The 25,422-nt window shown below is 43.0% G+C and carries 29 protein-coding genes; 3 read left to right on the top strand and 26 right to left on the bottom strand.

The window, feature by feature from the left end; translation table 11 throughout:
* Positions 1 to 18: 18 nt before the first annotated feature.
* The 10 genes from glnA to groES form a co-directional block, all read right to left on the bottom strand.
* The gene (glnA, locus tag P7J49_RS04075; RefSeq protein WP_011921751.1) at positions 19 to 1,365 is read right to left on the bottom strand and encodes a type I glutamate--ammonia ligase; all 1,347 of its coding nucleotides are present in this window, start codon (positions 1,363 to 1,365) and stop codon (positions 19 to 21) included.
* Positions 1,366 to 1,393: 28 nt separating this feature from the next.
* Complete coding sequence (locus P7J49_RS04080) at positions 1,394 to 1,765, bottom strand: MerR family transcriptional regulator (protein ID WP_002940041.1); 372 nt, start codon at positions 1,763 to 1,765, stop codon at positions 1,394 to 1,396.
* Positions 1,766 to 1,840: 75 nt separating this feature from the next.
* The gene (locus P7J49_RS04085) at positions 1,841 to 2,356 is read right to left on the bottom strand and encodes an FUSC family protein (RefSeq protein WP_024380260.1); all 516 of its coding nucleotides are present in this window, start codon (positions 2,354 to 2,356) and stop codon (positions 1,841 to 1,843) included.
* Between the two features lie 807 nt (positions 2,357 to 3,163).
* A complete protein-coding gene (locus tag P7J49_RS04090) occupies positions 3,164 to 4,363 on the bottom strand; it encodes a phosphoglycerate kinase (protein WP_014637337.1) in 1,200 nt (399 codons plus the stop codon).
* Positions 4,364 to 4,508: 145 nt separating this feature from the next.
* Entirely contained in the window at positions 4,509 to 5,519 is a 1,011-nt protein-coding gene (gene gap, locus P7J49_RS04095) for a type I glyceraldehyde-3-phosphate dehydrogenase (protein WP_408569563.1), read from the bottom strand.
* A 206-nt stretch (positions 5,520 to 5,725) separates the two neighbouring features.
* Positions 5,726 to 7,807 (bottom strand): elongation factor G, encoded by a 2,082-nt coding sequence (gene fusA, locus P7J49_RS04100; RefSeq protein WP_002938501.1) that lies wholly within the window; start codon positions 7,805 to 7,807, stop codon positions 5,726 to 5,728.
* Positions 7,808 to 8,396: 589 nt separating this feature from the next.
* On the bottom strand, positions 8,397 to 8,867 hold the full coding sequence (rpsG, locus tag P7J49_RS04105; RefSeq protein WP_002940031.1) for a 30S ribosomal protein S7: 471 nt from the start codon (positions 8,865 to 8,867) through the stop codon (positions 8,397 to 8,399).
* A gap of 16 nt (positions 8,868 to 8,883) precedes the next feature.
* Complete coding sequence (gene rpsL, locus P7J49_RS04110) at positions 8,884 to 9,297, bottom strand: 30S ribosomal protein S12 (protein WP_002940030.1); 414 nt, start codon at positions 9,295 to 9,297, stop codon at positions 8,884 to 8,886.
* Between the two features lie 230 nt (positions 9,298 to 9,527).
* Positions 9,528 to 11,150 carry a chaperonin GroEL gene (gene groL, locus P7J49_RS04115; protein ID WP_172102622.1) on the bottom strand — a complete coding sequence of 541 codons (1,623 nt, stop codon included), beginning with the start codon at positions 11,148 to 11,150 and terminating at the stop codon, positions 9,528 to 9,530.
* Positions 11,151 to 11,160: 10 nt separating this feature from the next.
* Positions 11,161 to 11,442: a co-chaperone GroES gene (groES, locus tag P7J49_RS04120; protein ID WP_014637330.1), complete on the bottom strand. Its 282-nt coding sequence runs from the start codon at positions 11,440 to 11,442 to the stop codon at positions 11,161 to 11,163.
* A gap of 197 nt (positions 11,443 to 11,639) precedes the next feature.
* Between groES and P7J49_RS04125 the strand changes: the two genes are divergently transcribed.
* Positions 11,640 to 11,885, top strand: coding sequence for a hypothetical protein (locus P7J49_RS04125; RefSeq protein WP_398582479.1), 246 nt, complete (start codon positions 11,640 to 11,642; stop codon positions 11,883 to 11,885).
* A gap of 114 nt (positions 11,886 to 11,999) precedes the next feature.
* On the opposite strand, the gene P7J49_RS04130 is transcribed toward P7J49_RS04125, so the two are convergent.
* Entirely contained in the window at positions 12,000 to 12,395 is a 396-nt protein-coding gene (locus P7J49_RS04130; RefSeq protein WP_408555255.1) for a single-stranded DNA-binding protein, read from the bottom strand.
* A 58-nt stretch (positions 12,396 to 12,453) separates the two neighbouring features.
* Here P7J49_RS04130 and P7J49_RS04135 point away from each other — a divergent pair, with 58 nt between their 5' ends.
* Positions 12,454 to 13,230: a DUF2785 domain-containing protein gene (locus P7J49_RS04135; RefSeq protein WP_408555256.1), complete on the top strand. Its 777-nt coding sequence runs from the start codon at positions 12,454 to 12,456 to the stop codon at positions 13,228 to 13,230.
* Between the two features lie 33 nt (positions 13,231 to 13,263).
* Here the strand turns inward: P7J49_RS04135 and ytpR are convergent, their stop codons facing one another.
* Genes ytpR through P7J49_RS04155 form a run of 4 tightly spaced genes read right to left on the bottom strand, consistent with a single transcriptional unit; the run spans position 13,264 to position 15,508 of the window.
* Positions 13,264 to 13,887 carry a YtpR family tRNA-binding protein gene (gene ytpR, locus P7J49_RS04140; protein WP_408569567.1) on the bottom strand — a complete coding sequence of 208 codons (624 nt, stop codon included), beginning with the start codon at positions 13,885 to 13,887 and terminating at the stop codon, positions 13,264 to 13,266.
* Positions 13,888 to 13,905: 18 nt separating this feature from the next.
* Positions 13,906 to 14,862, bottom strand: coding sequence for a DUF1002 domain-containing protein (locus P7J49_RS04145; protein ID WP_408569569.1), 957 nt, complete (start codon positions 14,860 to 14,862; stop codon positions 13,906 to 13,908).
* 44 nt (positions 14,863 to 14,906) lie between these two features.
* On the bottom strand, positions 14,907 to 15,227 hold the full coding sequence (locus tag P7J49_RS04150; protein ID WP_172001013.1) for a thioredoxin domain-containing protein: 321 nt from the start codon (positions 15,225 to 15,227) through the stop codon (positions 14,907 to 14,909).
* Complete coding sequence (locus tag P7J49_RS04155) at positions 15,224 to 15,508, bottom strand: DUF4651 domain-containing protein (protein WP_012774909.1); 285 nt, start codon at positions 15,506 to 15,508, stop codon at positions 15,224 to 15,226. Before P7J49_RS04155 ends, P7J49_RS04150 begins: the two co-directional genes overlap by 4 nt.
* 212 nt (positions 15,509 to 15,720) lie before the next feature.
* Here P7J49_RS04155 and pepA point away from each other — a divergent pair, with 212 nt between their 5' ends.
* A complete protein-coding gene (gene pepA, locus P7J49_RS04160; protein ID WP_408569572.1) occupies positions 15,721 to 16,782 on the top strand; it encodes a glutamyl aminopeptidase in 1,062 nt (353 codons plus the stop codon).
* Between the two features lie 140 nt (positions 16,783 to 16,922).
* Here pepA and P7J49_RS04165 read toward each other — a convergent pair whose 3' ends face one another.
* From P7J49_RS04165 to comGA, 11 genes are all read right to left on the bottom strand, one after another.
* On the bottom strand, positions 16,923 to 18,185 hold the full coding sequence (locus tag P7J49_RS04165) for a bifunctional folylpolyglutamate synthase/dihydrofolate synthase (RefSeq protein ID WP_408569574.1): 1,263 nt from the start codon (positions 18,183 to 18,185) through the stop codon (positions 16,923 to 16,925).
* Positions 18,186 to 18,241: 56 nt separating this feature from the next.
* On the bottom strand, positions 18,242 to 18,790 hold the full coding sequence (locus P7J49_RS04170) for a folate family ECF transporter S component (protein WP_408569575.1): 549 nt from the start codon (positions 18,788 to 18,790) through the stop codon (positions 18,242 to 18,244).
* A gap of 581 nt (positions 18,791 to 19,371) precedes the next feature.
* Positions 19,372 to 20,559 (bottom strand): acetate kinase, encoded by a 1,188-nt coding sequence (locus tag P7J49_RS04175; protein WP_408569577.1) that lies wholly within the window; start codon positions 20,557 to 20,559, stop codon positions 19,372 to 19,374.
* Positions 20,560 to 20,608: 49 nt separating this feature from the next.
* Positions 20,609 to 21,562: a class I SAM-dependent methyltransferase gene (locus tag P7J49_RS04180; RefSeq protein ID WP_408569579.1), complete on the bottom strand. Its 954-nt coding sequence runs from the start codon at positions 21,560 to 21,562 to the stop codon at positions 20,609 to 20,611.
* Between the two features lie 56 nt (positions 21,563 to 21,618).
* Positions 21,619 to 22,146, bottom strand: a complete 528-nt coding sequence (comGG, locus tag P7J49_RS04185; RefSeq protein ID WP_125070059.1) for a competence type IV pilus minor pilin ComGG — start codon at positions 22,144 to 22,146, stop codon at positions 21,619 to 21,621.
* On the bottom strand, positions 22,124 to 22,558 hold the full coding sequence (gene comGF / locus P7J49_RS04190; protein WP_029943411.1) for a competence type IV pilus minor pilin ComGF: 435 nt from the start codon (positions 22,556 to 22,558) through the stop codon (positions 22,124 to 22,126). Before comGF ends, comGG begins: the two co-directional genes overlap by 23 nt.
* Positions 22,545 to 22,838 (bottom strand): competence type IV pilus minor pilin ComGE, encoded by a 294-nt coding sequence (gene comGE, locus P7J49_RS04195; RefSeq protein WP_029186879.1) that lies wholly within the window; start codon positions 22,836 to 22,838, stop codon positions 22,545 to 22,547. Before comGE ends, comGF begins: the two co-directional genes overlap by 14 nt.
* Positions 22,810 to 23,229 carry a competence type IV pilus minor pilin ComGD gene (gene comGD, locus P7J49_RS04200; RefSeq protein ID WP_408569582.1) on the bottom strand — a complete coding sequence of 140 codons (420 nt, stop codon included), beginning with the start codon at positions 23,227 to 23,229 and terminating at the stop codon, positions 22,810 to 22,812. The genes comGE and comGD overlap by 29 nt, the downstream gene beginning before the upstream one ends.
* Positions 23,198 to 23,494 (bottom strand): competence type IV pilus major pilin ComGC, encoded by a 297-nt coding sequence (comGC, locus tag P7J49_RS04205; protein WP_408569584.1) that lies wholly within the window; start codon positions 23,492 to 23,494, stop codon positions 23,198 to 23,200. Before comGC ends, comGD begins: the two co-directional genes overlap by 32 nt.
* A gap of 1 nt (position 23,495) precedes the next feature.
* The gene (gene comGB, locus P7J49_RS04210) at positions 23,496 to 24,524 is read right to left on the bottom strand and encodes a competence type IV pilus assembly protein ComGB (RefSeq protein ID WP_408569608.1); all 1,029 of its coding nucleotides are present in this window, start codon (positions 24,522 to 24,524) and stop codon (positions 23,496 to 23,498) included.
* The gene (gene comGA / locus P7J49_RS04215; RefSeq protein ID WP_408569586.1) at positions 24,445 to 25,395 is read right to left on the bottom strand and encodes a competence type IV pilus ATPase ComGA; all 951 of its coding nucleotides are present in this window, start codon (positions 25,393 to 25,395) and stop codon (positions 24,445 to 24,447) included. Before comGA ends, comGB begins: the two co-directional genes overlap by 80 nt.
* Positions 25,396 to 25,422: the final 27 nt, after the last annotated feature.

Raw genomic sequence — 25,422 nt, forward strand, 5'->3', positions numbered from 1 at the left:
CCCGTCGGGGTCCTTTGTTTAATACATATCTAAATAGTTGTCGATTTCCCATTGAGAAACATAGGTTGCGTAGCTTGCCCATTCGATTTTCTTAGCTTCCAAGAAATTCGTATAGATATGATCACCTAGAGCTGCACGAACTACCTCGTCTTCACGAAGAGCTTTCAATGCATTGTGAAGAGTTGAAGGAAGATCAGTGATACCTGCTTCACGACGCTCCTCATCAGACATTGCATAGATATTAGATTCTACTGGTGCTGGTGCTTCAATTTTATTTTGAATACCTTCCAAGCCAACTTCCAATAGAACTGCCATAGCTAAGTATGGGTTGGCAGTTGGATCAACCGAACGCAATTCCAAACGAGTTCCCATTCCACGTGATGCAGGTACGCGAACCAATGGTGAGCGGTTTTTACCAGCCCAAGCAATATACACAGGAGCTTCAAAGCCTGGAACCAAACGCTTGTAAGAGTTCACTGTCGGGTTTGTAATAGCAGTATAGTTATAAGCATGCTTAATCAAACCACCAAGGAAATGGTAAGCAGTTTGAGACAGCTGCATACCGCGAGGATCTTCTGGATCAAAGAAGGCATTATTCCCATCCTTATCAAAGAGTGACATGTTGCAGTGCATACCTGAGCCAGCAATACCAAACTTAGGCTTGGCCATAAATGTCGCATACATACCATGCTTACGAGCAATTGTTTTAACAACTAACTTGAAGATTTGAATATTGTCACAAGCTTTTAAGACATCCGCATATTTGAAGTCAATTTCATGCTGACCTACTGCCACTTCGTGATGGCTCGCTTCAACTTCAAAGCCCATCTCTGTCAAGACATTGACGATTTCGCGACGTGTATTATCAGCCAAGTCCGTTGGTGCGAGGTCAAAGTAACCACCTTTATCATTTACTTCAAGCGTTGGATTTCCTTGTTCGTCCATCTTAAAGAGGAAGAATTCTGGTTCTGGACCAAGGTTGAATGAAGAGAAACCTGCCTCTTCCATGTGACGAAGCGATTTCTTCAAATTTCCACGTGGGTCACCAGCAAAAGGCTTAGCATCTGTTGTATAAATATCACAAATCAAGCCAGCTACACGGCCATTTTCATCACCCCAAGGGAAGATAGTCCATGTATCCAAGTCTGGGTAAAGATACATATCTGATTCATTGATACGAACAAATCCTTCAATAGATGAACCATCAAACATGACCTTATTTGACAAAACCTTTTCGACCTGCTCATCAGTTGCTGGAATTTCTACGTTTTTCATCACTCCCATGATGTCTGTAAACATAAGACGTAGGAAGGTAACGTTTTTCTCTTTGATATCGCGCTTGATATCTGCCACTGTGAATGTCATTATTTTTCTCCTCTATTTTAAAAGCTAATTACGACGAACGGAAAATGGAACTAGGACTTGAAAATCGTCCCTGACGACTGAATTCATCATGTAAGATACGACGGACATCTTCATCAGTCAAGGTTTTCTGCTGTTTTTGGACCTTAGCTTTCGCTTCCCGATTTGCATATTCCTTCTTAATCGCAGCAATATTCAAACCTTCATCCAAAAAATCCTTGATTTCTAAAAGTAAGTCCATATCGTTTAGAGAATACAAGCGACGATTCCCTTCATTGCGATCAGGCTTAATCAAGCCTTGATCTTCATAGTAACGAATTTGACGAGCAGTTAAATCTGTCAACTTCATCACACTACCGATCGGAAAGATGGCTAAGGAACGACGAAACTCTTTTTCTCTCATAACGAACTCCTTTCTGCCTACCATTATAGGAGAATTTTTTTTTGAGGTCAATAGGTGATGTTATATTTTATAACATTATTTATCCTGAAAACGTTTTTTTATAACATTCACATCATAATTAACTAGAATCGCAATGAAAACTCCGATAAAGGTTTCAAATACACGAATAAACACATATTGAATCGTATCACCAGCAGGAATAGACAATGTAATAATTAATAAAGCTGATACACCACCAATAATTCCCGCTTTATTATTCATCGCCACATTTGTCATAATCGTTAACATGACAAATATCGGAACAAAAACCGCAGTTACCCAAAAATGATCTAAGAATAACCTATCCAAAATAAAGAAAAGTAGCGCATAAAAACCACCAATAGAATTACCCAGAATACGAGAAGTTCCAAAATGGACACTCTGATCGAAGTCTTCTCGTAAACTAAACACAGCCGTCAAAGCCGCAATCTGAATCCCTTCCCAGCCCATATAGCCAAAGAGTAGAATAACTAGAAAGACTGCCAAACCCGATTTGAACGTCCGCATCCCCAACCGAAATTTCTTTGGATCAAATGTATATTTTTTAAACATACCTCTATTCTAACATGATTTCGGAAAATAGAATAGCAAATACCTGCCCAGCTTTTCTTTTCTCCTAAACTCGACTGGAAAAGCCTCCTGTTCACGCCAGCTTTTCGAAAAAACAATAATCTGCCACTTTAAATCAGTTGCAAGAAGGAACCCAGAAGTAAGACAAACAAATAGACGCTGCAAAAAAAACAACGTCTTTTTTACATTTATATTTTTTGCGCAGTAGCTGAATGGGAGTTGTGACCAAGATTCAGCCTTGCGGGGTTCAAATAGCCCAGTAGACTATTTGAAGTTGTCACCAAGAAAAATCAAAGTAACAATCTACGGAATCATTTTTGACAGAAGCTTCGCTTCTTCTATTTCTAACCTCAACATATCTCCCAGATATTTTGAGCTGACTTACCGCCTATTTTTCAGTAAGAGCTGCACCTAGCCAGTCTTTCAAGGTCATACTTCCCAAAAAGACTAGGCATGCCACTAGGCACTCCGTGCCGTCGCAAGTCCTGGAAGCACTTTACACCTTGCTAGACTTTCTAACTCGCTTAGCTTCGTAGAAATGCTACGCGATGCACAAAATGCAACGGAAATCCGTTGCATCTTAGCCTTTACCTAGGCTGATTTTCTAAACTCACTACGTTCACAGAAAATCTAGCCTTTGCACTAGAAAAGAGTTGGTCTCCCAACTCTTTTCATCGTTCATCTTTCATACGCAGTAGCTGAATGGCAGTTCACTTTGCTACGCTTGTGACCAACCTATTCAGCCTTGCGGGGGTGCGTCTACGGAATCATAGATTCCTGACTTACCGCCTATTTTTCAGTCAAAGCTGCAAGTCCTGGAAGCACTTTCCCTTCGAGGAGTTCCATTGATGCACCACCACCAGTTGAGATCCATGAGAACTTGTCTGCACGGCCAAGGTTGATAGCTGCTGCTGCTGAGTCACCACCACCGATGATTGATTTCACGCCTGGTTGTTTCACGATAGCATCCATTACACCGATTGTACCTGCTTGGAAGTCTGGGTTTTCAAATACACCCATAGGTCCGTTCCAAACAACTGTTTTCGCACCAGTCAAAGCTTCGTCAAACTTAGCGATTGACTTAGGACCGATGTCAAGACCAAGGAAGCCTTCTGAAACTGCTTCGCCTTCTGTATCGCGAACTTCAGTATATCCAGCAAATGCGTTAGCTTCTTTTGAGTCAACTGGCAAGATCAATTTACCGTTTGCTTTTTCAAGAAGTGCTTTTGCCACATCAAGCTTGTCTTCTTCTACAAGTGAGTTACCGATTTCGATACCTTGAGCTTTGTAGAATGTGTAAGTCATCCCACCACCGATAAGAACTTTGTCAGCTTTTTCAAGAAGGTTCTCGATAACACCGATCTTATCAGATACTTTTGAACCACCAAGGATTGCCACGAATGGGCGCTCTGGAGTTTCAACAGCTTCTTGGATGTAAGCAATTTCGTTTTCCAAAAGGAAACCAGCTACTGCTTTTTCTACATTTGCTGAGATACCAACGTTTGATGCGTGCGCACGGTGTGCAGTACCAAATGCATCGTTAACGAAGATACCATCACCAAGTGAAGCCCAGTATTTACCAAGTTCTTCGTCGTTTTTAGATTCTTTCTTACCATCAACATCTTCGAAACGAGTGTTTTCAACAAGGAGAACTTGTCCATCTTCCAAAGCATTGATAGCTGCTTCTAATTCAGCACCACGAGTAGCACCTGCGATGAAAGCAACGTCTTGACCCAATTTAGCTGCCAAGTCAGCTGCTACAGGAGCCAATGATTTACCTTCTTTGTCAGCTTCTTCTTTCACACGACCAAGGTGAGAGAAAAGAATTGCACGTCCACCTTGCTCAAGAATATACTTGATAGTTGGAAGAGCAGCTGTAATACGGTTATCGTTTGTGATAACGCCATCTTTCAAAGGCACGTTGAAGTCCACACGAACAAGAACTTTTTTGCCTTTCAATTCTACATCTTTAACAGTCAATTTTGCCATTAGATAAGAACTCCTTAAATTATATTTACTTTACCATTGTATCATATTTTCTGTATTTTTTCTTGCATAAAGATATTTTTTTCACAAATCTTCAAAAAGAACGAATGAAAAAAGAGGCCGAAGCCTCTTCGATTTTCACTAAGGATTATTTAGCGATTTTTGCGAAGTACTCAAGAGTACGAACAAGTTGTGCAGTGTAAGACATTTCGTTGTCGTACCATGAAACAACTTTTACCAATTGCTCGCCATCAACTTCGATAACTTTAGTTTGAGTTGCATCAAACAATGAACCGAATGAGATACCTACGATATCTGAAGATACGAGTTGGTCTTCAGTGTAACCAAATGATTCAGTAGCAGCAGCTTTCATAGCAGCGTTTACTTCTTCAGCAGTTACTTTCTTGTCAAGAGTTGCAACCAATTCAGTTACAGAACCTGTTGGAACTGGAACACGTTGTGCAGCACCGTCAAGTTTACCGTTCAATTCTGGGATTACCAAGCCGATAGCTTTAGCAGCACCAGTTGAGTTAGGAACGATGTTTGCAGCAGCAGCACGTGCACGACGAAGGTCACCACCACGGTGTGGTCCGTCAAGAACCATTTGGTCACCAGTGTAAGCGTGGATTGTAGTCATCAAACCTTTTTGAACGCCAAATGCATCGTGAAGAGCTTTAGCCATTGGTGCCAAACAGTTTGTAGTACATGAAGCACCTGAGATAACTGTTTCAGTACCATCAAGGATGTCGTGGTTAGTGTTGAAAACAACAGTCTTAACATCGTTACCACCAGGAGCAGTGATAACAACTTTTTTAGCACCGTTAGCGTGGATGTGTTGCTCAGCTTTTTCTTTAGAAGCAAAGAAACCTGTAGCTTCCAAAACGATATCTACGCAATCAGTAGCCCAGTCGATGTTTCCTGGCTCGCGCTCTGCAGAAACTTTAACGAATTTACCGTTAACTTCAAAACCACCATCTTTAACTTCAACAGTACCGTCGAAACGACCTTGAGTTGTGTCATATTTCAACAAGTGTGCAAGCATTACTGGATCTGTAAGGTCGTTGATACGAGTAACTTCAACACCTTCTACGTTTTGGATACGACGGAAAGCAAGACGACCGATACGTCCGAAACCGTTAATACCAACTTTAACTACCATGAATGATTTCCTCCTTATGAAAATCGAGTTCTATATTTTAAAAGGCAAGCCTTTTAATCCTTTTGTGAAAATATTAACTTGTAAGCCTACAAGCATCTTTTCAACGTTTTTATTATATAACTATTTACCGAAAATTGCAAGAGTTTGCATACTTTAATGCAGGAACTTACATAGAAAAAGGCAGCCGAAGCTGCCTTGGTTAGCAATTATGCATTGCCACCGTTTTTCTTAATGATTTCATCTTGTACAGATTTTGGTACATCTTCGTAGTGGTCAAATACCATCATGAAAGTACCGCGACCTTGTGTTGCTGAACGAAGTACAGTTGCGTAACCGAACATTTCCGCAAGTGGCACATAAGCACGAACGATTTGTGTGTTACCACGAGCTTCCATACCATCAACGCGACCACGACGTGCAGTAACGTGACCCATAACGTCACCAAGGTTATCTTCTGGTGCAGTGATTGTTACAAGCATCATTGGCTCAAGGATAGTTGGTTGAGCTGATTTAGCAGCTTCTTTAAGGGCAAGAGATGCTGCCACTTTAAAGGCTGTTTCAGATGAGTCGACATCGTGGTACGAACCATCGTAAAGCTTAGCTTTAACGTCAACGATTGGGTAACCAGCAAGAACACCGTTAGCCATAGATTCTACGAGACCTTTTTCAACCGCTGGGATGAATTCACGTGGAACCACACCACCGACGATAGCATTCTCGAACTCGAATCCTTTACCTTCTTCGTTTGGTGTGAATTCGATCCAAACGTCACCGAATTGACCTTTACCACCAGACTGGCGTTTGAAGAAACCACGAGCTTGTGTAGAAGCGCGGAATGTTTCACGGTATGATACTTGAGGAGCGCCTACGTTTGCTTCAACCTTGAATTCACGACGCATACGGTCAACAAGGACATCCAAGTGCAACTCACCCATACCAGAGATAACTGTTTCACCAGTTTCAACGTTTGTTTCAACGCGGAATGTTGGATCTTCTTCAGCCAATTTAGAAAGGGCAATACCCATCTTGTCTTGGTCAGCTTTAGACTTAGGCTCAACCATCAATTGGATAACTGGTTCTGGAACGTGGATTGACTCAAGGATGATTTTTGCTTTTTCATCTGTCAATGAGTCACCAGTTGTAGTATCTTTCAAACCAACCGCAGCGGCGATGTCACCTGCATAAACAGTTTCAATTTCTTGACGGCTGTTTGCGTGCATTTGAAGGATACGTCCGATACGCTCACGTTTACCTTTAGAAGTGTTCAATACGTATGAACCGCTGTTAAGAACACCTGAGTATACACGGAAGAAGGTCAAACGACCTACGAATGGGTCAGTCATGATCTTGAAGGCAAGAGCTGCAAATGGCTCTTCATCTGATGCATGACGCTCTTCTTCAGCATCTGTATCTGGGTTAACACCTTTAATAGCAGGGATGTCAAGTGGGCTTGGAAGGTAGTCGATAACCGCATCAAGCATCAACTGAACACCTTTGTTTTTGAAGGCTGAACCACACAATACTGGGAAGAATTCAACGTTGATAGTTGCTTTACGGATAGCAGCTTTCAATTCTTCGTTTGTGATTTCTTCACCTTCAAGGTATTTCATCATCAATTCTTCATCAGTTTCAGCAACTGCTTCAACCAATTTTTCACGGTATTCTTCAGCTTGCTCAAGGTATTCAGCTGGAATATCTTCTTCAAGAATATCTGTACCAAGGTCGTTAGTATAGATTTCAGCTTTCATCTTGATCAAGTCGATGATACCACGGAACTCATCTTCAGAACCGATCGGCAATTGGATTGGATGAGCATTTGCTTGAAGACGCTCATGAAGTGTGCTTACTGAGTAAAGGAAGTCAGCACCGATTTTATCCATTTTGTTAGCGAATACGATACGTGGAACACCGTATTCAGTTGCTTGACGCCATACTGTTTCAGTTTGTGGCTCAACACCTGATTGTGAGTCAAGAACGGTTACCGCACCATCAAGAACGCGAAGTGAACGTTGTACTTCGATTGTAAAGTCCACGTGTCCTGGTGTGTCGATGATGTTTACACGGTGGTTGTTCCATTGAGCTGTTGTCGCAGCAGATGTGATTGTGATACCACGCTCTTGCTCTTGCTCCATCCAGTCCATTTGTGATGCACCTTCGTGAGTTTCACCGATTTTGTGGATTTTACCAGTGTAGTAAAGAATACGCTCAGTTGTCGTTGTTTTACCCGCGTCAACGTGCGCCATGATACCGATATTACGAGTTTTTTCTAATGAAAATTCGCGTGCCATGAGGTTTATTCTCCTATAATTTTAGTTTTATACTTTATTATACCATATTTTAAGAAAAGCGAGTGGGCAAGTCCCACCCGCTTGATTTCTTACTAATGGTGTGAAGTGGATGAGGTCATCCTCAATCCGGTTTGTGATGATTGAACGAAGTTCCTTCATCTAATTAAGTTCAGTTAACTTCCATATATCCAATGTAGAAACTGAACTCGAACGGCCTGCTGTCAACGAAAAAAGATAAATCTCATTGAATGCAAAAGCATTCTGCTTCGATTTCCTATTTTTCGTCGACAGGCACGTTCTCTGTATCTTAATTAGTTGAGTTCGGACTAAAAATTCTGGAAAAAAGAGACGCAATTGTTTTGGCTTTAGCCAATTACAAGTGTGGCTACCTTAGGTGTAAATCTTCCTTGGACCTTGAGGTCCATCGTCTGATTTCCTATTTTTCCTTGAATTTTCTTAACGTCCTCACATCCTAATTGAACTCGGGCTACAACTCACTGACAAAAAGATGAACCTCATTGATTGCACAGCAATCTGCTTCGCTTCCCTATTTTGTCTAGGAGTTGCTTGACGCCCTCGTATCTTAATCTTACCAGCGGAAGTGTGCGAATGCGCGGTTTGCTTCTGCCATTTTGTGAGTATCTTCACGTTTCTTAACAGCTGCACCTGTATTGTTTGCTGCATCCATGATTTCTTTCGCAAGGCGATCAATCATAGTGTGCTCACCACGGTTACGAGCGATTGTTACCAACCAACGAAGACCAAGTGTTGTACGACGCTCTGGACGAACTTCAACTGGGACTTGGTAGTTAGAACCACCGACACGACGTGCACGTACTTCAAGTACAGGCATGATGTTTTCCATTGCTGTTTCAAATACTTCAAGTGCATCGTTACCAGTTGCTTCTTTGATTTGATCAAAGGCACCGTAAACGATTGATGCAGCAGTACCACGTTTACCGTCCAACATAACACGGTTGATCAAACGAGTTACCAATTTTGAGTTATACAATGGATCTGGCAATACTTCGCGCTTAGGCGCTTGATTTTTACGACTCATTTATATTTCCCCTTTCTTAGCCTTTTGGACGTTTAGTACCGTATTTAGAACGGCCTTGCTTACGATCGTTAACACCTGCTGTATCAAGTGCACCACGAACGATATGGTAACGTACCCCTGGAAGGTCCTTTACACGTCCACCACGAAGAAGAACAACGCTGTGCTCTTGCAAGTTGTGACCGATACCTGGGATGTAAGCAGTAACTTCGATAAGGTTGCTCAAACGTACACGAGCAAATTTACGAAGGGCTGAGTTAGGTTTTTTAGGTGTCATTGTTCCAACACGAGTTGCAACACCGCGTTTTTGTGGTGATGAAACGTTTGTTTGAACTTTTTTACGGCTGTTGTAACCAACGTTCAAAGCTGGTGATTTAGATTTTTCTACTTTAGACTTACGTGGTTTACGTACCAACTGGTTAATTGTAGGCATCTACATTCTCCTGTATATATTTTTATTTTTGGTGATAGAGCATTGGTGACAACCCCTATCTGTGTGTACTTTTGCAACATTTGTCAGCACGTCCCTGTACACTCTTGAGAGACCAAAAGTAAAAAGTACCGTCTAATATAGTACCACATCCCAAACCCATTGTCAAATAGATATGTTTGAAATTTTCAAGAAAAAAACACAGCCAAGCAGCTGTGTCATTTTGCTATTTCTTAGTAACCCATACCCATTCCATCCATACCTTGTGGCATAGCTGGAGCGGCTGGTTCTGGTTTGTTGGCAACGACTGCTTCAGTTGTCAAAATCAAGCTGGCTACAGAAGCCGCATTTTGAAGGGCTGAACGTGTTACTTTAACAGGGTCAATGATACCTGCATCCATCATGTTGACCCATTCGCCTGTTGCTGCGTTAAAGCCAGTGCCAAGTTCTGAATTCTTCAGTTTATCAATGATAACTGAACCTTCATAACCTGCGTTATAGGCAATCTGACGCACAGGCTCTTCCAAGGCACGAAGAACAATATTGCGTCCAGTCTCATCGTCGCCTGTCAATTCCAATTTCGCTACGCTATCAATCACATTGACAAGGGCTGTACCACCACCTGCAACGATCCCTTCTTCAACTGCGGCACGTGTTGCGTTGAGGGCGTCTTCGATACGGAGTTTCATTTCTTTCAACTCAGTCTCAGTAGCAGCACCGACTTTGATAACAGCAACACCGCCTGATAATTTAGCCAAACGCTCTTGCAATTTTTCACGGTCAAATTCTGAAGTTGTTCCCTCAATTTGTGACTTGATAACAGCGACACGGTTGGCAATGGCTTCTGGATTTCCAGCACCTTCAACAATGGTTGTACCATCTTTGTCGACCACAACTTTGGCAGCCTGACCAAGTGCTTCAATGGTCGCATCTTTCAAGTCCAAACCAAGGTCTTCTGTAATCACTGTACCACCTGTCAAAATCGCGATGTCTTCCAACATAGCTTTACGACGGTCACCAAAGCCGGGTGCCTTAACAGCAACAACATTGAACGTGCCACGAATCTTGTTGAGAACAAGGGTAGGAAGAGCTTCGCCATCCACATCGTCAGCAATAATCAACAATGGACGATTGGTTTGGAGAATGCTTTCCAAAAGTGGCAAAATATCCTGGATATGAGAAATTTTCTTATCGGTAATCAAGATGAATGGATTTTCAAGTTCAGCTACCATCTTTTCATTATCTGTCACCATGTATTGTGACAGATAACCACGGTCGAATTGCATACCTTCAACCACATCCAATTCTGTTTCCATACCGCGAGATTCCTCAATGGTGATAACACCGTCTGTTCCCACGCGCTCCATAGCTTCTGAAATGTACTCACCAACTTTTTCAGAACGGGAAGATACTGCTGCGACTTGAGCAATTTCAGCTTTATTTGACACAGGACTTGCTTGTGCTTTCAAGGCTTCAACCGCAGTTGCAACTGCTGCTTCAATCCCACGACGGATTCCGATTGGGTTGGCACCGGCAGTTACGTTTTTCAAACCTTCGCGAACAATAGCCTGAGTCAAAACAGTTGCAGTTGTTGTACCGTCACCTGCGATGTCATTTGTTTTTGAAGCCACTTCGGATACCAACTTAGCACCCATATTTTCAAAATGGTCTTCCAACTCGATTTCTTTAGCAATGGTCACACCGTCATTTGTAATGAGTGGTGAACCGTAAACTTTTTCCAAGACAACATTACGACCTTTTGGACCCAAGGTTACTTTGACCGTATCAGCCAAAATATCGACACCACGGACCATGCTTTCACGTGCATCTGCTGCAAATTTAATTTCTTTTGCCATTTTTCTACCTCTATTCTACAATTGCCAAAATGTCTGCTTCACGGATGATGTGAACGGTTTGGTCCCCATCTTTAACTTCCAATCCTGCGTGAGCATCAATCAAAACAGTATCTCCAACCGCTACCGCTGGGGCAACCAAGTCACCGTTCAAGGTACGAATTCCTTGTCCAATCGCTAGGACACTTGCTTCTTTTGTCTTTTCTTGGCTTGCACCTGCAAGGACAAAGCCACCAACTGTTTGTTCTTTTTCTTCAATTTTTACGACGATACGATCGCCCAATGGTTTTAACATTCTATTACCTCCTGGTCTTTTTAGCACTCTCTACATGCGAGTGCTAACTCACATTTCCTATTGTATCACTTGGTCAAAAATAGTCAAGAAAATTCTATTCCTTTTTCGTGAAAATCCTTCTTAAGTATGAGACAGAATTTACCTATTCATTGTTAGTAAACTATGTTATACTATTTTTAACAAGTTAGGGGGTATTCATGAAATTTTTTAGAGATTTAAAAACAGATTACCTTGAAAGCCGATTTTCATCCCACGAAAGTTTTGCCGAATGGTTTTTAAAACGTAAATTAGGCTTTTGGGGGAAGATGATATTCGCCTATCTGCTCTGGCTAGTATGGATATTTTTCTTTAGTCACCCTCACTACATCATCTTTTTCTTTTATGGTGTTATCCTATTGTCACTGATTGTTATGCTAGTAGAATGGTGGAAATACAGAAAATGAACAGCAAAAAACACCAACTTTCGTCGGTGTTTTTTAAGGAGATATGAAAAATATTTAGGATTGACTATAGTATAGCCTACTTTTCAACATTCTTCATCGGTCTTGGGACCGATATTAAAACGGCAATTCCTCCTCTTCCAAGACCAAATCAGCTAGGTCATCGCCAGTATTGTTTTCTCGTATAGCACGTTGGGCACGGCTTTCTAGCAACTGGAAGGTATTGCCCAAGATTTCCGTCACATAGTGATTGCTGCCATCTTTTTCGTATTTACGGGTTCGCAATTCACCATCAATAGAAATCAGACTACCCTTGCTGCCATAGGAAACAAGTGTCTCCGCCAGTTTGCCCCAGAAAATAACATTGAGAAAATCCGCTTCACGTTCGCCATTTTCTGTCTTAAATCGTCGATTGACTGCGACGGTCACACGGGTCAGATTTTTACCGTTAGGGGTTTGAGTGAGTTCAGGTTGGGCCGTCAAGCGACCGATTAGAATAACTTTATTATACATTTTATATCCTCCTACTTATTTATTCGTAGAAAGTTCATAAAAAGAAAGAAAGAAAATCATGAAAGAATTAATAGAAAAATTGCAATCCTCTAAACCATATACCAATGATGAACTGGCTTGGTTGCTGGAAAACATCGGTCATCCAGATCCTGCTATACGCGACGAACTGGTTTATGCTAGTTTTTGCCACATCTTTCTAAATGGTTTGATTACAAGAGAACAAGCACAGGAATTACTTCAAGGTTCACAGGACACCAAGCCATTTTCCCTAGAAAGTTCCACACTAAAGCGAAGTTTTACTTGCTTGCTTTACTGTCTTCTGCTGTCTGTTGACAATGACCAAGATTCTGAGTACTCTGCATTTTTAAGCACTGACGACCACGAACTGCTTTTCCAACAGGCCTTGGATTATTTGACGATTGAAGATGACTGGTTTGGCTTTGATGAAAAACTCGGCTGGATCCACACCGCTGCCCACGGAGCAGATTTTCTTCTGGCTGCAAGCTGTCATGAGCAATTTTCCAATGAAAAAAGCAAAGAGGTATGGCAAGCTATTCTTACTTGTCTAACTAAACAAAGTAAAGTTTTCTCCGCTGGCGAGGAAATCCGTCTGGCTCAAATCCCTGTCTACCTTCTGCTGAATGAAAAAGTATCAAGCCAAGAGCTGACAGAATGGATGAACGAACTAGACTTTCCCAACCAAGAACCTCTGGACTACTTCCGGTGGCTCAACCTCCAGCATTTCCTATCCAGTCTCTACTTCCAACTCAATTCACATCAGGTTTTGACAGAGAAACTCCGACAAGCTATTGAAGGAAAAATTGAAACAGCATAAAAGAATTGGCCGTCTGACCAATTCTTCTTTTTTCTATCCCTTCCAGTGTTTAGCTGGATCAAAAGCTTCTCCGACCACTGCGGAGTCGTCCAATTCGATAATCCCACGGACTTGTGGGGCGTTTGGTAGTGCCAATTCACGTGGGCTGCACATCATACCAAAGCTATCTTCACCACGCAACTTCCCTGGGAAAATCAGGCTACCGCTCGGCATCATTGCCCCCGGAAGAGCCACAATGGTTTTCAAGCCTTGGACAGCATTTGGGGCACCAGCTACGATTTGCACTGTTTTGTCACCGACATTGACCTGACAGATATTGAGGTGATCGCTGTCTGGATGAGGAACCAATTCCACAATCTGACCGACTACGAACTTTGGAGCATTGTCGTTGACCAAGCTTTCAGTAAAGCCTTCTTTTGCCAATTCTGCATTCAAGGTCGCAACTTGCTCGTCTGTTAGGAAAACCTGACCATTTCCGGCAATCTCAATCAAACTTGATACTTCAAAAATATTCCAAGCCACTGTTTTTCCTGTTTCTTCTAGGAAAACACGCACCACTTGCCCCTTGCGTTCAAACTGGACAGCTTGTCCCTTATCCTCAGCAACAATCACCATCAGAACATCGCCGACGTGTTCTTTATTATATGTAAAAATCATTTCTTTTTCACTTCTCCTTTATGCAAATAGACCGGTCAAGCCTTTCCATAGATTTTCAAAAAAGGCACCTATTTTTTCTAGAATCCCTGAATCTTGTAGATTCTTATAGGCTTCTGAAATTTGTTGCTCCGCCTGTTGCTTGAACTGGTTGAGCTGGGCAGCAACCTCAGCCGAATCAATAGCAGAGGTTTCCTGATAGGCTTTGGCAAAGGTAACCAATTTCGAAACCTCATCTGCTGTGATGACATTTTCCAAACCGTTATTGGCCAAGACATCGTTAATAATAGTATTGATGTCTGATTCAGAAGCTACCTGACCATTGGACTTTTTGTAGTCGGCAAGAGCTGTCTTGATTTCCGCCACTGCCTTATCCAAGGCTGAACTATCAAAATTGGAGTCACCTGTATGAGCCGTAGCCACTTCATTGACTGTCTCTAGCTCCTGTTGAGCCACTTCGGTTCGAGCGGTATCAACTGTTTCACCATTGGCCGCTAGAGCCTTGTAAACACCTGTCAAAGCAGACTCCCCCGTCACCTGAATCGGTGCTGCCACATCAATCAAGACATCCGACGCACCAGCTGTAATAGCCGCATTGGCATACTGTGTTTCGGTAATCAAGGTGATGTTCTGTGGCGTCTTAATATCCACCACAACCCCTTTTCCAGCATCCTGCTTTTGCACCAAGACAGATGAGTAGAGGGAGGCTGTGTCTGCTCCAGATGTACCTAAATATTGGTCCATATCCGTGCCAACAACCACCTGACGACTGACATGATTAACATCCGAAATACCAAATAGATTGTTAACCTCTGTCGCTTGGGCATCTGACAAACCGCCACCGTAGACCAGGGTTGGCTTGCCCCATTTTTCATTGATAACATCCGTCTGAATTTCCGCTTGAGCCAGCGGTGCCAAACTTAAACTCAACCCTAGCACCACAGGCGCTAGAAGGATTTTTCCTAGTGATTTCTTCATGTTCTTTCCTTTCTTTTGGGAAATGGCAGAGCTTCTCTGCTAATCTATCTACCCAGTCCAGATAAGAAGTTCATGATTTCTTCCTTTGTCTTGCGATTCTTATCGACAAAACGACCGATTTCCTTACCATTTTCCAAAACAACCAGACTTGGAATGCCTAAAATAGCCCATTCCTGCGCCAAAGGCATAAAGTCATCACGATCCAGTTGCACAAAACGGAAATCTGGAAAAGCCTCTTCGATAGCTGGCAAATGCGGTTTGATATAGTGGCAATCTCCACACCAAGTCGTCACAAATAGAAAAACAGTTGGCTTGCCATCTTCAATCAAGGCAGCTACTTCTTCAAAATTTGTTGGAAAAATCATCTTTCTTCCTCCCTGTATTGAATAGAACCTTTGGTATTTTCAAATAGAAATACCTGTCCTGCCTCCATCACAACCCCTCCGATAAGAGTGGTCTGCGTAGAAGCTGTTTCATCCACATAGACCGTGGCAATCTCTCCTAAATCAGCGAAAAAGTCACGCACCTCCTGTAAGGCCTGTGCTTTTTTACGGTCTTCTTGGATTTTACGGTAAAATTGAGCACTAGCGGTGAGCACACCTGCCCCCAATAAGCCTGCTAGCAAGGCTGTCTTTTTCTTTTTCATGTTGACTATTTTATCATATTTCCGCAGATTTTTCCCAAAAATGCCATTGGACTTGTGACAGCTGAGACAAACTCTCCACAAACATATGAAAACGATTCAGTTTTCAGAAAGCATGATTTCATCATGTGTTTATTGTTTATTTTCCCATATTTTCAAGACAAGTCTAGCTCTTCGTGATAAAATAGTAGTAATCATATCATGGAGGAAGAAGAATGACTCTTTTTGAAAAAATTAAAGAAGTTACAGAATTACAAAGTTTACCAGGATTTGAAGGACAGGTTCGCAATCACATCCGCCAGAAAATCACACCACATGTAGACCGCATTGAAACAGATGGACTAGGTGGAATTTTTGGTATCAGAGATACGGCTGTTGAAAACGCACCTCGTATCCTAGTGGCTGCACATATGGATGAAGTCGGCTTTATGATTAGCCAGATTAAACCTGATGGTACTTTCCGTGTTGTCGAGTTGGGAGGCTGGAATCCGCTAGTTGTATCCAGTCAAGCCTTCACGCTTCAACTACAGGACGGTCGGACCATTCCTGCCATTTCAGGTTCAGTGCCTCCCCATCTTTCTCGTGGGGCTAACGCTCCCGGCATGCCTGCCATCGCTGATATTATTTTCGATGCTGGTTTTGCCAATTATGACGAAGCTTGGGCGTTCGGCGTTCGTCCGGGGGATGTCCTGGTTCCCAAAAACGAAACCATTCTAACAGCCAACGGAAAAAATGTCATTTCTAAGGCTTGGGACAACCGCTTCGGTGTTCTTATGGTGACTGAGTTGCTAGAAAGCCTATCTGGTCAAACCTTACCAAATCAGTTGATTGCTGGGGAAAATGTGCAAGAAGAGGTTGGTCTACGTGGAGCTCATGCTTCTACAACTAAGTTCAATCCAGATATTTTTCTTGCTGTTGATTGCTCGCCTGCCGGTGATATTTATGGCGACCAAGGAAAAATTGGTGACGGAACGCTACTTCGTTTCTACGATCCAGGTCATATCATGTTAAAAAACATGAAAGACTTCCTCCTCACAACTGCCGAAGAAGCAGGTGTCAAATTCCAATACTACTGTGGTAAAGGTGGAACAGATGCCGGGGCAGCCCACTTGAAAAATCATGGTGTTCCATCAACAACCATCGGTGTCTGCGCTCGCTACATCCACTCCCATCAAACCCTCTACAGTATGGATGACTTCCTAGAGGCCCAAGCCTTCTTGCAAGCTATCGTGAAAAAATTAGACCGCTCAACGGTTGATTTGATTAAAAACTATTAAAACAAAAGACTTTGCTAGGTAGAATACCCGGCAAAGCCTTTTTTCTATATAGTCGAATGAATTAGCTTTCAGACAAGGAACTGAGGTGCAGACAGTACTAGAGTACGGCAAACCGAAAGTGACGATGTATCAAAGCTAATTCAAATGACTATAAACTCTTCTAAAATGTACTTCCTCACATAGGTAATGAAATAAAGTGAGCCTGTAATCAGGTAAAGTTTTTTGGGATTGTCCAAGTCCGCCTGCTCCAACCACTCCTGATAGGTCTGAACTCGTTCATAGCCTGACGGATAATCTTCTAACTGTACCGCTCTGAAATCGTCAAAAATCGTCACGCTAACAGGTCCAAATTGGCTAAGCTGGGACAACATCTGGTCCACAGGCTTGGTATTGATAGCCGCAAAGAGGATTTCAATGTCTCTGTTCGCATATTTTTCCTCTAGGAGCTGGGTCAGGACGGCGATGCTTTCATTATTGTGGGCTCCGTCAATCATGAGCGTTGGTTGTATCAATTCTAAGCGGCCCGGCCAGATGGCTTGGGACAAGCCCTGGCTGATGGTTTCTTTGGTAATCTTTGGAAAATGAGGTCTGATGAGCTGAGCTGTGGTCACTGCTAAGGCTGCGTTGACCTCTTGGTGACGCCCCTGCATCTGTATCCTCAAATCCTCAACACGGCCGAAGGGGCTTGAAACCGCAAAGCCTGCTCTGCTATTTTCCAAAAGAATCTCCCGCCCCACCGAATAGGTCGGACTCTGAAGCTGATGGGCGTACTCCTCAAATACTGCCTGCACTTCTGGCTGGTCGGTCGCATAGAGGAGGGGAACCCGCTCACGCAAGACAGCAACCTTGTGACGGGCTATGGCAGCATGAGTCTCTCCCAAAAAAGCCTGATGGTCCAAGCCGATGGACGGGCAAACTACCGCTAGAGGAGTAAGGACATTGGTCGCATCCTGCAAACCGCCCATGCCCGCTTCCACCAAGAGAATGTCGGGACGCTGGTAGTGAGCAAAGTAGATAAACATAGCCACTACTACAATCTCAAACTCCGAGATGGCATCCAGTCCAGCTGTCTGGTCCAAGTCCTCAATCAAGGGCTGCAAGTCTGTCACAATCTTCGCAAAATCTTCCTCTGAAATCATCTCCTGCTCAAAGACAATCTGCTCTCGAAAATCAATGATGGACGGTGAGGTAAAACGGCCGACGGTGTAATCCGAGAACCGTAAGATAGACTGTAAGGCATTCAAGGTCGACCCCTTGCCATTTGTTCCAACAAAGTGAATAGTCGGCACTTGAAGCTGGGGATTGTCCAAGCGCTCCAAGAGCCAGTTGACACGTGCAACCCCGTTTTCTAAATCTGATGCAGGGCGATTCGATAGCCACTGACGAGTTTCTTGATAATCCATGATTCCCTCTCTACAAAAGCAGCAACAGGGGGATGACCTGTTGCTCGATACTGTTTTTATTTAATACCCATTAACTTGGCCAATTCAGGTATTTTTTGTAAACTTGGCAAGACAAGCATGGTCACGACAATGCGTAACGGAATTTCAAAAATAGCCTTAATCAAACGACTGCTATACAAGGCAATCCAAGGTGTTCCAAAATGGAAATGGAGGGCAATCGGTGTCATGATAAAGGAAATCACAACCTGAATCAAGACAACTACACCAGCCACATAGAGCCAATCAGCTTTGTTTTTAATATTCAGCGGCTTCTGATAAAAGAACCAGCCGTAGATAAAAGCCGATACTGCCTCAATCAAAATCCAAGTGAAGAGGACAGTTTGCCCGCTAAATAAGACAACGACTGGGTCTGAAATAGCCGCAAAGACAGCCGCCCAAATCGGACCAGCAATAGCTCCCAAAATAGTATTGGGAATAAAGGTAAACTGGACCTGCAAGGTTTCTGAAATCCGAATGGAGAAATAGTTCTCCACAACCATAACCAAGGCCAGGGTCATCGCAATAGCAGTCAACAACTGCACTGTTAGTTTTGGAATCTTTTCCATAAAAAATGCTCCTTTTTCAAAAAATGGAGCTGTCGTGTGTATTCGACAGCGGATGCAATGGTTTACCGCGCTAGTCTCAGCCAGACCCCGATGTTCCTACTCTAGGAGACATTAGAGACAAGCAAAGATATAGTCTTTTAGTTTACTTTTAGTACTCGCTCCAAAGGTTCGGGGAACCTTTGGAGGTTGGAGATAAAGCGAACAAAGTTCGCATCAAAAACCGCAGGCATAACTCAATGCTTTCTTGTTTCTAGGCATTGACTTGAAACAGTCCCCCAGACTGTTTCAATCAGGCAAGGCGAGTTCAAACACTCCACTGGAGTGTTTGAAGTTGGAAATAAGGAAACAAAGTTTCCTCGCTCGTCGAAGTAATAAAAGAAAAACTAAATGACGATAAGCTTCGTTATGTGGCAACATCCCATCCACATACACTTGACGCAAACCATCTACTCTGTGCAAATTTCTTTGCCAGTCTATTGTATCACACACTATATATTTTGACCACTTGCTAAAAACTATACCTTTCTAAAGATATAAACTATAAGAGAAACAGGCAGTCTCCGACTGCCTGTTAGTTTTTCTTATTTCAAACGTTCAACTTCACGCGCAATGACCAATTCTTCATCCGTTGGGATAACCAAGACACGAACTTTTGATTCTGGCGTTGAAATGTCACCATAGTTGCCAAATACATTTTTTGCAGGATCCAACTCAATACCAAACCAAGACAAGCCTGCTATTACATCATTGCGCATAAGCGGTGCATTTTCACCCATACCTGCCGTGAAGACAATAGCATCCGCACCATTCAGAACCGCAAAGTATTGACCAATGAATTTCTTGATACGGTCGATAAAAATGTTATAAGCCAAAACAGCATCTGGGTTCTTAGCTTCCAAACCTGATTCAATGTCACGCATATCACTTGAATAACCCGATACACCAAGCAAACCTGATTGTTTATTCAGCATGTTCACAACATCCGCAGCATCCTTCAACTCATCAACATTTTCAATCAAGTAAGGAATAATCGCTGGATCAATATCTCCCGAACGAGTACCCATCATTGGACCAGCTAGAGGAGTGAAGCCCATAGAAGTGTCAACTGATTGACCGTGGTAGTTGGCAGTAATAGATACACCGTTTCCGATGTGAGCCGTAATCAATTTTAATTCCTCAATCGGACGTCCCAATACTTTTGCTGCCTCATGCGCTACATAATAGTGGCTAGTTCCGTGAGCTCCATACTTACGAACCTTGTGGTCGGTATAGTACTTTTGTGGAATCGGATAAAGATAGGCATGCTTTGGCATCGTAGTGTGAAAGGCTGTATCAAAAACAGCTACATTCAAAACTTCTGGTAGTACTTCCTCAAATGCACGCATTGCTGCTACGTGAGCAGGGTTATGAAGCGGTGCCAAAGCACTTAGTTCTTCAATTTGCTCAACCTCTTTTGGTCCAATAACAGCTGATTCTTTGAAAATCTCTCCACCTGCAACAACACGGTGTCCGATACCAGTAATTTCCTCGTAAGCAGCGATGATGTTGTGTTTAAGCAAGTCTTCTAGGAGAATCTTAACCGCAACCGTATGATTAGGAATATCTAAAACTTCACTTTCTTTCTTCCCATCATACTTAACTGTTGAGATGGAATCATTCAAACCGATACGCTCAACAATCCCTTTTGCTAAGACAGTTTCTTCTGGCATTTGATATAATTGCCATTTTAAACTTGAGCTACCTGCGTTAATCGCAATTGTTTTTGACATAGTGTTCCCCTTTAAAAGCGTTTTCCTAATTAGTATAACAGATTTTTACTTAAATTGCATTTTCTTGCTTCCAATTTTTGAAATTGAGCATGAACTTCTGAATAGCTTCTGGTTCTTGAAGACTTTGTAAGGGATAAACAAACGGCGCCAACGGTCTTGCAGCTTTCTTTTGCAAGACAAAAATAGACTTGGCCATAGCAGCCTTCCCAAAGAGATTTGGTGGCAGGGCAATCATGGCAACAATATTGGCTTGCTCCTGTAACCAGCCTTTCAATAAATCACTTTGCGGACTAGTCAACAAATCATTTGGAGCCAAGAGAATAGCGAATCCATCCTTTTCCAGATATTTGAGGGACTGTTCCATGAGTAAATGATGGGCGTAGGTATGCTCAGTAGGACTGGCAACCTGATAACGGCTGGCAATCTGATCATCTGGATAGTAACCAATCGGCAAATCTCCCAAAATTACTTGACTTTCCTTCAAAATCTGCGGACGTACCGCATCTCCCTGAGCAAAAGAAATATCTGCCTGCATGACATCCGCAATACTTGCCGACAAATCAATCAAGAGGTCATCCACTTCAATCCCCAAGTAATCCAATTCTTTCTGGCTAGCATTGAGAATGGTCTGAGCTAGATTGCCTGTCCCCGAACCAATTTCCAGAACCGTTACTTTTGGAGTAGAAACCAACTGATCCACTAGAAAAGATAGGATAAATCCGATAGAGTCAGGTGTGAACTGGTGATTGTACTGCATGGGTTCAGTCTGATTGGCCTTGATGAGCAAGAATTGGTAGGCACGACGCCATTCTTCCTTGGTTAAATCTAGTTGTTTCAAGGTCTGATTGTTATTGACAACAAGGTCCGTCTCATGTTGATCAGCTACGTAAGCAGCATTTTGCTCAATCATGGCATCATAGATATTGGTACCTAACTGGTTTTGGATAGTCTGTACGTTTTCTAATAGCAGGTCGTAAGCCTGTTCGATCTTTTCAAAATTCATACTCCTATCTTATCAAAATTTCACAGACTTTGCACCAAAAAGGAGAGCGAGTCAACTCACCCTCCTTCTGATGATAGCCCCAAAGGAAATTGATAGGTATACAGACCATCACTTGTTAACTCAACTGTAACCAATAGTTGGTCTCCTTTAAGTTGATAACGAGCCTGACCCTCCTGAAAAGTGACCGCTCCCTTATCTTCTATTGGTTTGCTTTCCACGTTTTGAGTTGATGATGTGTCAACTGATTTTGTAGTTGGTTCTGGCTTAGTGCTTGTTGTTTCTTGTACCTCCCCTTCTTCCTTAATATTAGCTGTTTCACTAGCAGCTGCTTCAACTTCCTTCTGTTGTTCTGTTTGACTTGCTACCTTCTTGGCAATTGCTTGACGCTCCTGCAAGTCTTCTTCAACTTGTTCCAAGACCATCTGAGCCATGATATAAGCAGTCGTTTCTTGCCTTGCCACCTGTACCAAGCGACTCTCAGCCTCTTGCCGATGGAGATAAAACTGGAGCAAGAGACTAAAAACCGCCAACATCAAAAGGGCATAGAGCAGGATACCCGCCTTAACTTTTTTCTTTAAAAGCATAGATAAAGGTCCGCTCCTCTCCGTTTTTAAAGCTAAAGTCGATACGCACCAGCTGGTTTTTTTGGGAAATAGCTGCGCTGTCTACTTGATAAATCATGGGCTGATAGCCCTGTCCCCTGTCATTTGTTTTCCGAAAATCATCCGACCGTGACTTGCCAAAGGCTAAAGCCTGTTCGCCTTTGTTGACATAGACCTTGCCATTTTCAACCTTGACCAATTCAGCCTGGTCCCACTCCGACCGCAACTGGCTAGAAAAGACCAGCCACTCCTTTTGAATAGTTTGATTTTGATAATGCGCTTCTTGGACCAGCAGTTTTGACAAGCTTTCAAAGACCAGAAGACTTCCTGATAGGATGACTAAGGCTACCAAGCATTCCAGGAGAGTAAAAGCGGGAATTTTACTTTTTAACAACCGATAAAACCTCCTTTCCCTCGTGGAAAACAATGATCTTATCCGCTGTTCGTTGAACCTGAACTGTAACACCGTTTAAGGCTAGGTTATCTTGCTCGGTCTGAACAGCCATCTGTGCTAGATTGAGAACCTCCTGTTGTTCCAATTCCCAAGCCTGTCGCCTACGACCTGCATCCACAGCTGATAAAATCAAACTGCAAATGGTCACTAGGGTCGCAAGGGCAACCAGACTTTCTAGCAAGATATAAGCCTTATTCTTCTGTTTTCTTATAACGACCACTCCCTATATATAATTGATACGTGACTGTCTTTCGACTAAGCCGAAAACGAATCTTGGTCAGAGAAGAATTTCCACCATTTTCTTCAAATGTGATGGTCTTCCCTTCCAATACTTCTACATTTATGGGTACCTCTACAGCCTGATAACCATTTGTAACCTCCTGTCCACCGATAGCAAGACTCACTGTTTGATGGGAACTGGCTGCCAATTTCTGACTGTCTTTATAGATAGCTTCAAATTCCCAAAGAAAAATCTCTTCCTGAACAGACTGAAAGGCTGTCTGCACCGTTCCTGATAAGGAAACAGCTAAGAAACTGACAACAAACAAGGTCAGCAGGCTCTCAAAGAGGGTGAAAGCCTTATTGGTTTGCTTGAAGAGCCTTGTATTCATTGTAGGATTGTGCTTGTTCTTTAGTGATATAATCTGCTGCCTGCAGGTCTGCCACCGTTGCTTCCTTGTCATGTTCCAGTTCATAAAGCTCCATCTGGCTTTCCACTACTTTGATAACAGCCGCATCCCCTTTCTTCTGGACAGCATCCTTTTGCTTACTCAAATTGGGTACAAAGAGGAGCAAGAGCAGGCTAATGATGCCCAAAACGACTAACATTTCCACCAATGTGAAAGCTTTATTTTTCAATTTCATTAACTTTTTCATTTTATAACTCCATATTTTGATAAATCGGCAGCAACATAGCTGCGTAGATAAGAACGACCATTAAGGCCACAAAGAGAAAGACCAGCGGTTGAATCAGCTGCATGGCTCTATTGACCCGAGAGAAAAAATCCTCCCAGCACTCTGCTGCGTAAACTGTCAACTCGCTACCCAACTTGGACTTGACCTGACCATATTCGATAATCAAACTCAGCTCCCGCTTAAAAAAGGCGTAGGTCTTGATGTGTTCGTGAAAGCTCTGACCATTGGAAAGCGACTGCTCCAGGTCCTGCCCAATCTCCCGAAAGAGCTGCGATTGTTGCTCCTGCATCAAACCCACAATCTGCGGCAGGTCCAAGCCTTGCCCAATCAAACTCCCCCACTCCCTGGCGTAATAAGCCGTCAGATAGGTTTGGATGAGTTTTCCGAAAAATGGCAGAGCTGCTAAGCAGGAAAAGACCCTGATTTTGTTGGTTTTGCGAAACCAAACAAGACCAGCCAAGACCGCCACCAAACTAAGTCCACAGAGGGATAAAAAGATGGTCGGTAGATGATTGATCAGCACGGTCGCTGCATTGCCTTCTTCCAACTGGGGCAGAAGATAGTTTTTCAAGCCCAGCATAATCAAGAGCAGAAAACCTAGTAAGATAATCGGATAGGTCGCCACCTCAATCAGTTTTTTACGAACCTTGCTGACATTTTCCAAATAGGACTGGATATGGCTCAAACTCAGGCTGGTATTGCCATGAACTTCTGCCAGAGCCACCTGTGTGACCACCGCATCTGAAAACCGCAAATCAGCCAGCAAACTTGAAAAGGGTTTGCCTGCTAACAGCCCGTCTGACAAGACCTGGGTGTAGGGATCTACCAGAAGCTGACTCCGTTTGAGAAAATCAACAATCTCTCCCAGATGAAAACCACTAGCAAAAAGATTATTGAAAAGTTCAATGACCTTACGCTGGCGAACCAAGGGCAATTTTTTCTGTTTCTGCCTGCCGAAGACTGATATGTCCTGCTGCAAAAAGGCGATCAATTTGCGAATTCCACTGGTCTGCAGAATGGTTTTGGTAATTTCCCTTTGCAAAATCTACTACACCTCCTCCCCCAATCAAACGTTGATAGGCAATGCCTTGAAGGGCATTATTTAACTCTTCAGGACTGACCCCCAATTCCAACATACGAGCATAGACACCCGAAATAGACCTTGCATGAACTGTTGAGAAAACGGTAGCTCCCGTCAGACTGGCTCGAATGACTGCTCGAGCGGTTTCCGCATCCCGAATTTCACCGATGATGAGCAAGTCTGGCCGATGACGGAGGGACAGTTTAATCAGATTGTCGTAGGTGGCTCCGATGGCTTCATTGAGCTGGAGTTGCAACATCCCGTCCTGCTTGATTTCTACAGGATCTTCAATGGTCAAAATTTGCTTGTCTGGAAACTTCAGCCTGGCAAGATGATACATGAGCGTGGTCTTACCAGAGCCGACTGGACCCGAAAAAAGGTAGAGCCCTCGTCCCTTGATTTCTTCTGCAAGCCGCTCGGCCGCCTCAAACCAGAACTTGAGTTCCTTGTCATTGTCATAGAGCAGGCGGATAACCAGACTTTCCTTGCCACGATAATCTCCGACAGTTGATAAGCGAAGTGAAATCTCTCCGCTACCATAATCATAGTCACAGGAGCCCTGCTGGCTACGGCGTTTTTCACCGACATTTAATCCTGCTAAAAACTTGAAATGGCTGATGATGGCTGTTACTTCCTCCTCAGCCAAGTCTTGCACAAACTCTCGCTCGTCCATGATCCGATGGTAGACTTGGTAGCCCTGACCACGAGGAACCAGATAAATATCACTGACCCTATCCGCCACCGCCTCTTCAATCAACTTTCTTGCTTTTTCTTGAATCATAAAACCTCCTCACCCTATCTATTCGCA

The organism is Streptococcus suis, from assembly GCF_046032515.1.
In the GTDB taxonomy this organism is placed as follows: Bacteria; Bacillota; Bacilli; order Lactobacillales; family Streptococcaceae; genus Streptococcus; species Streptococcus suis_AL.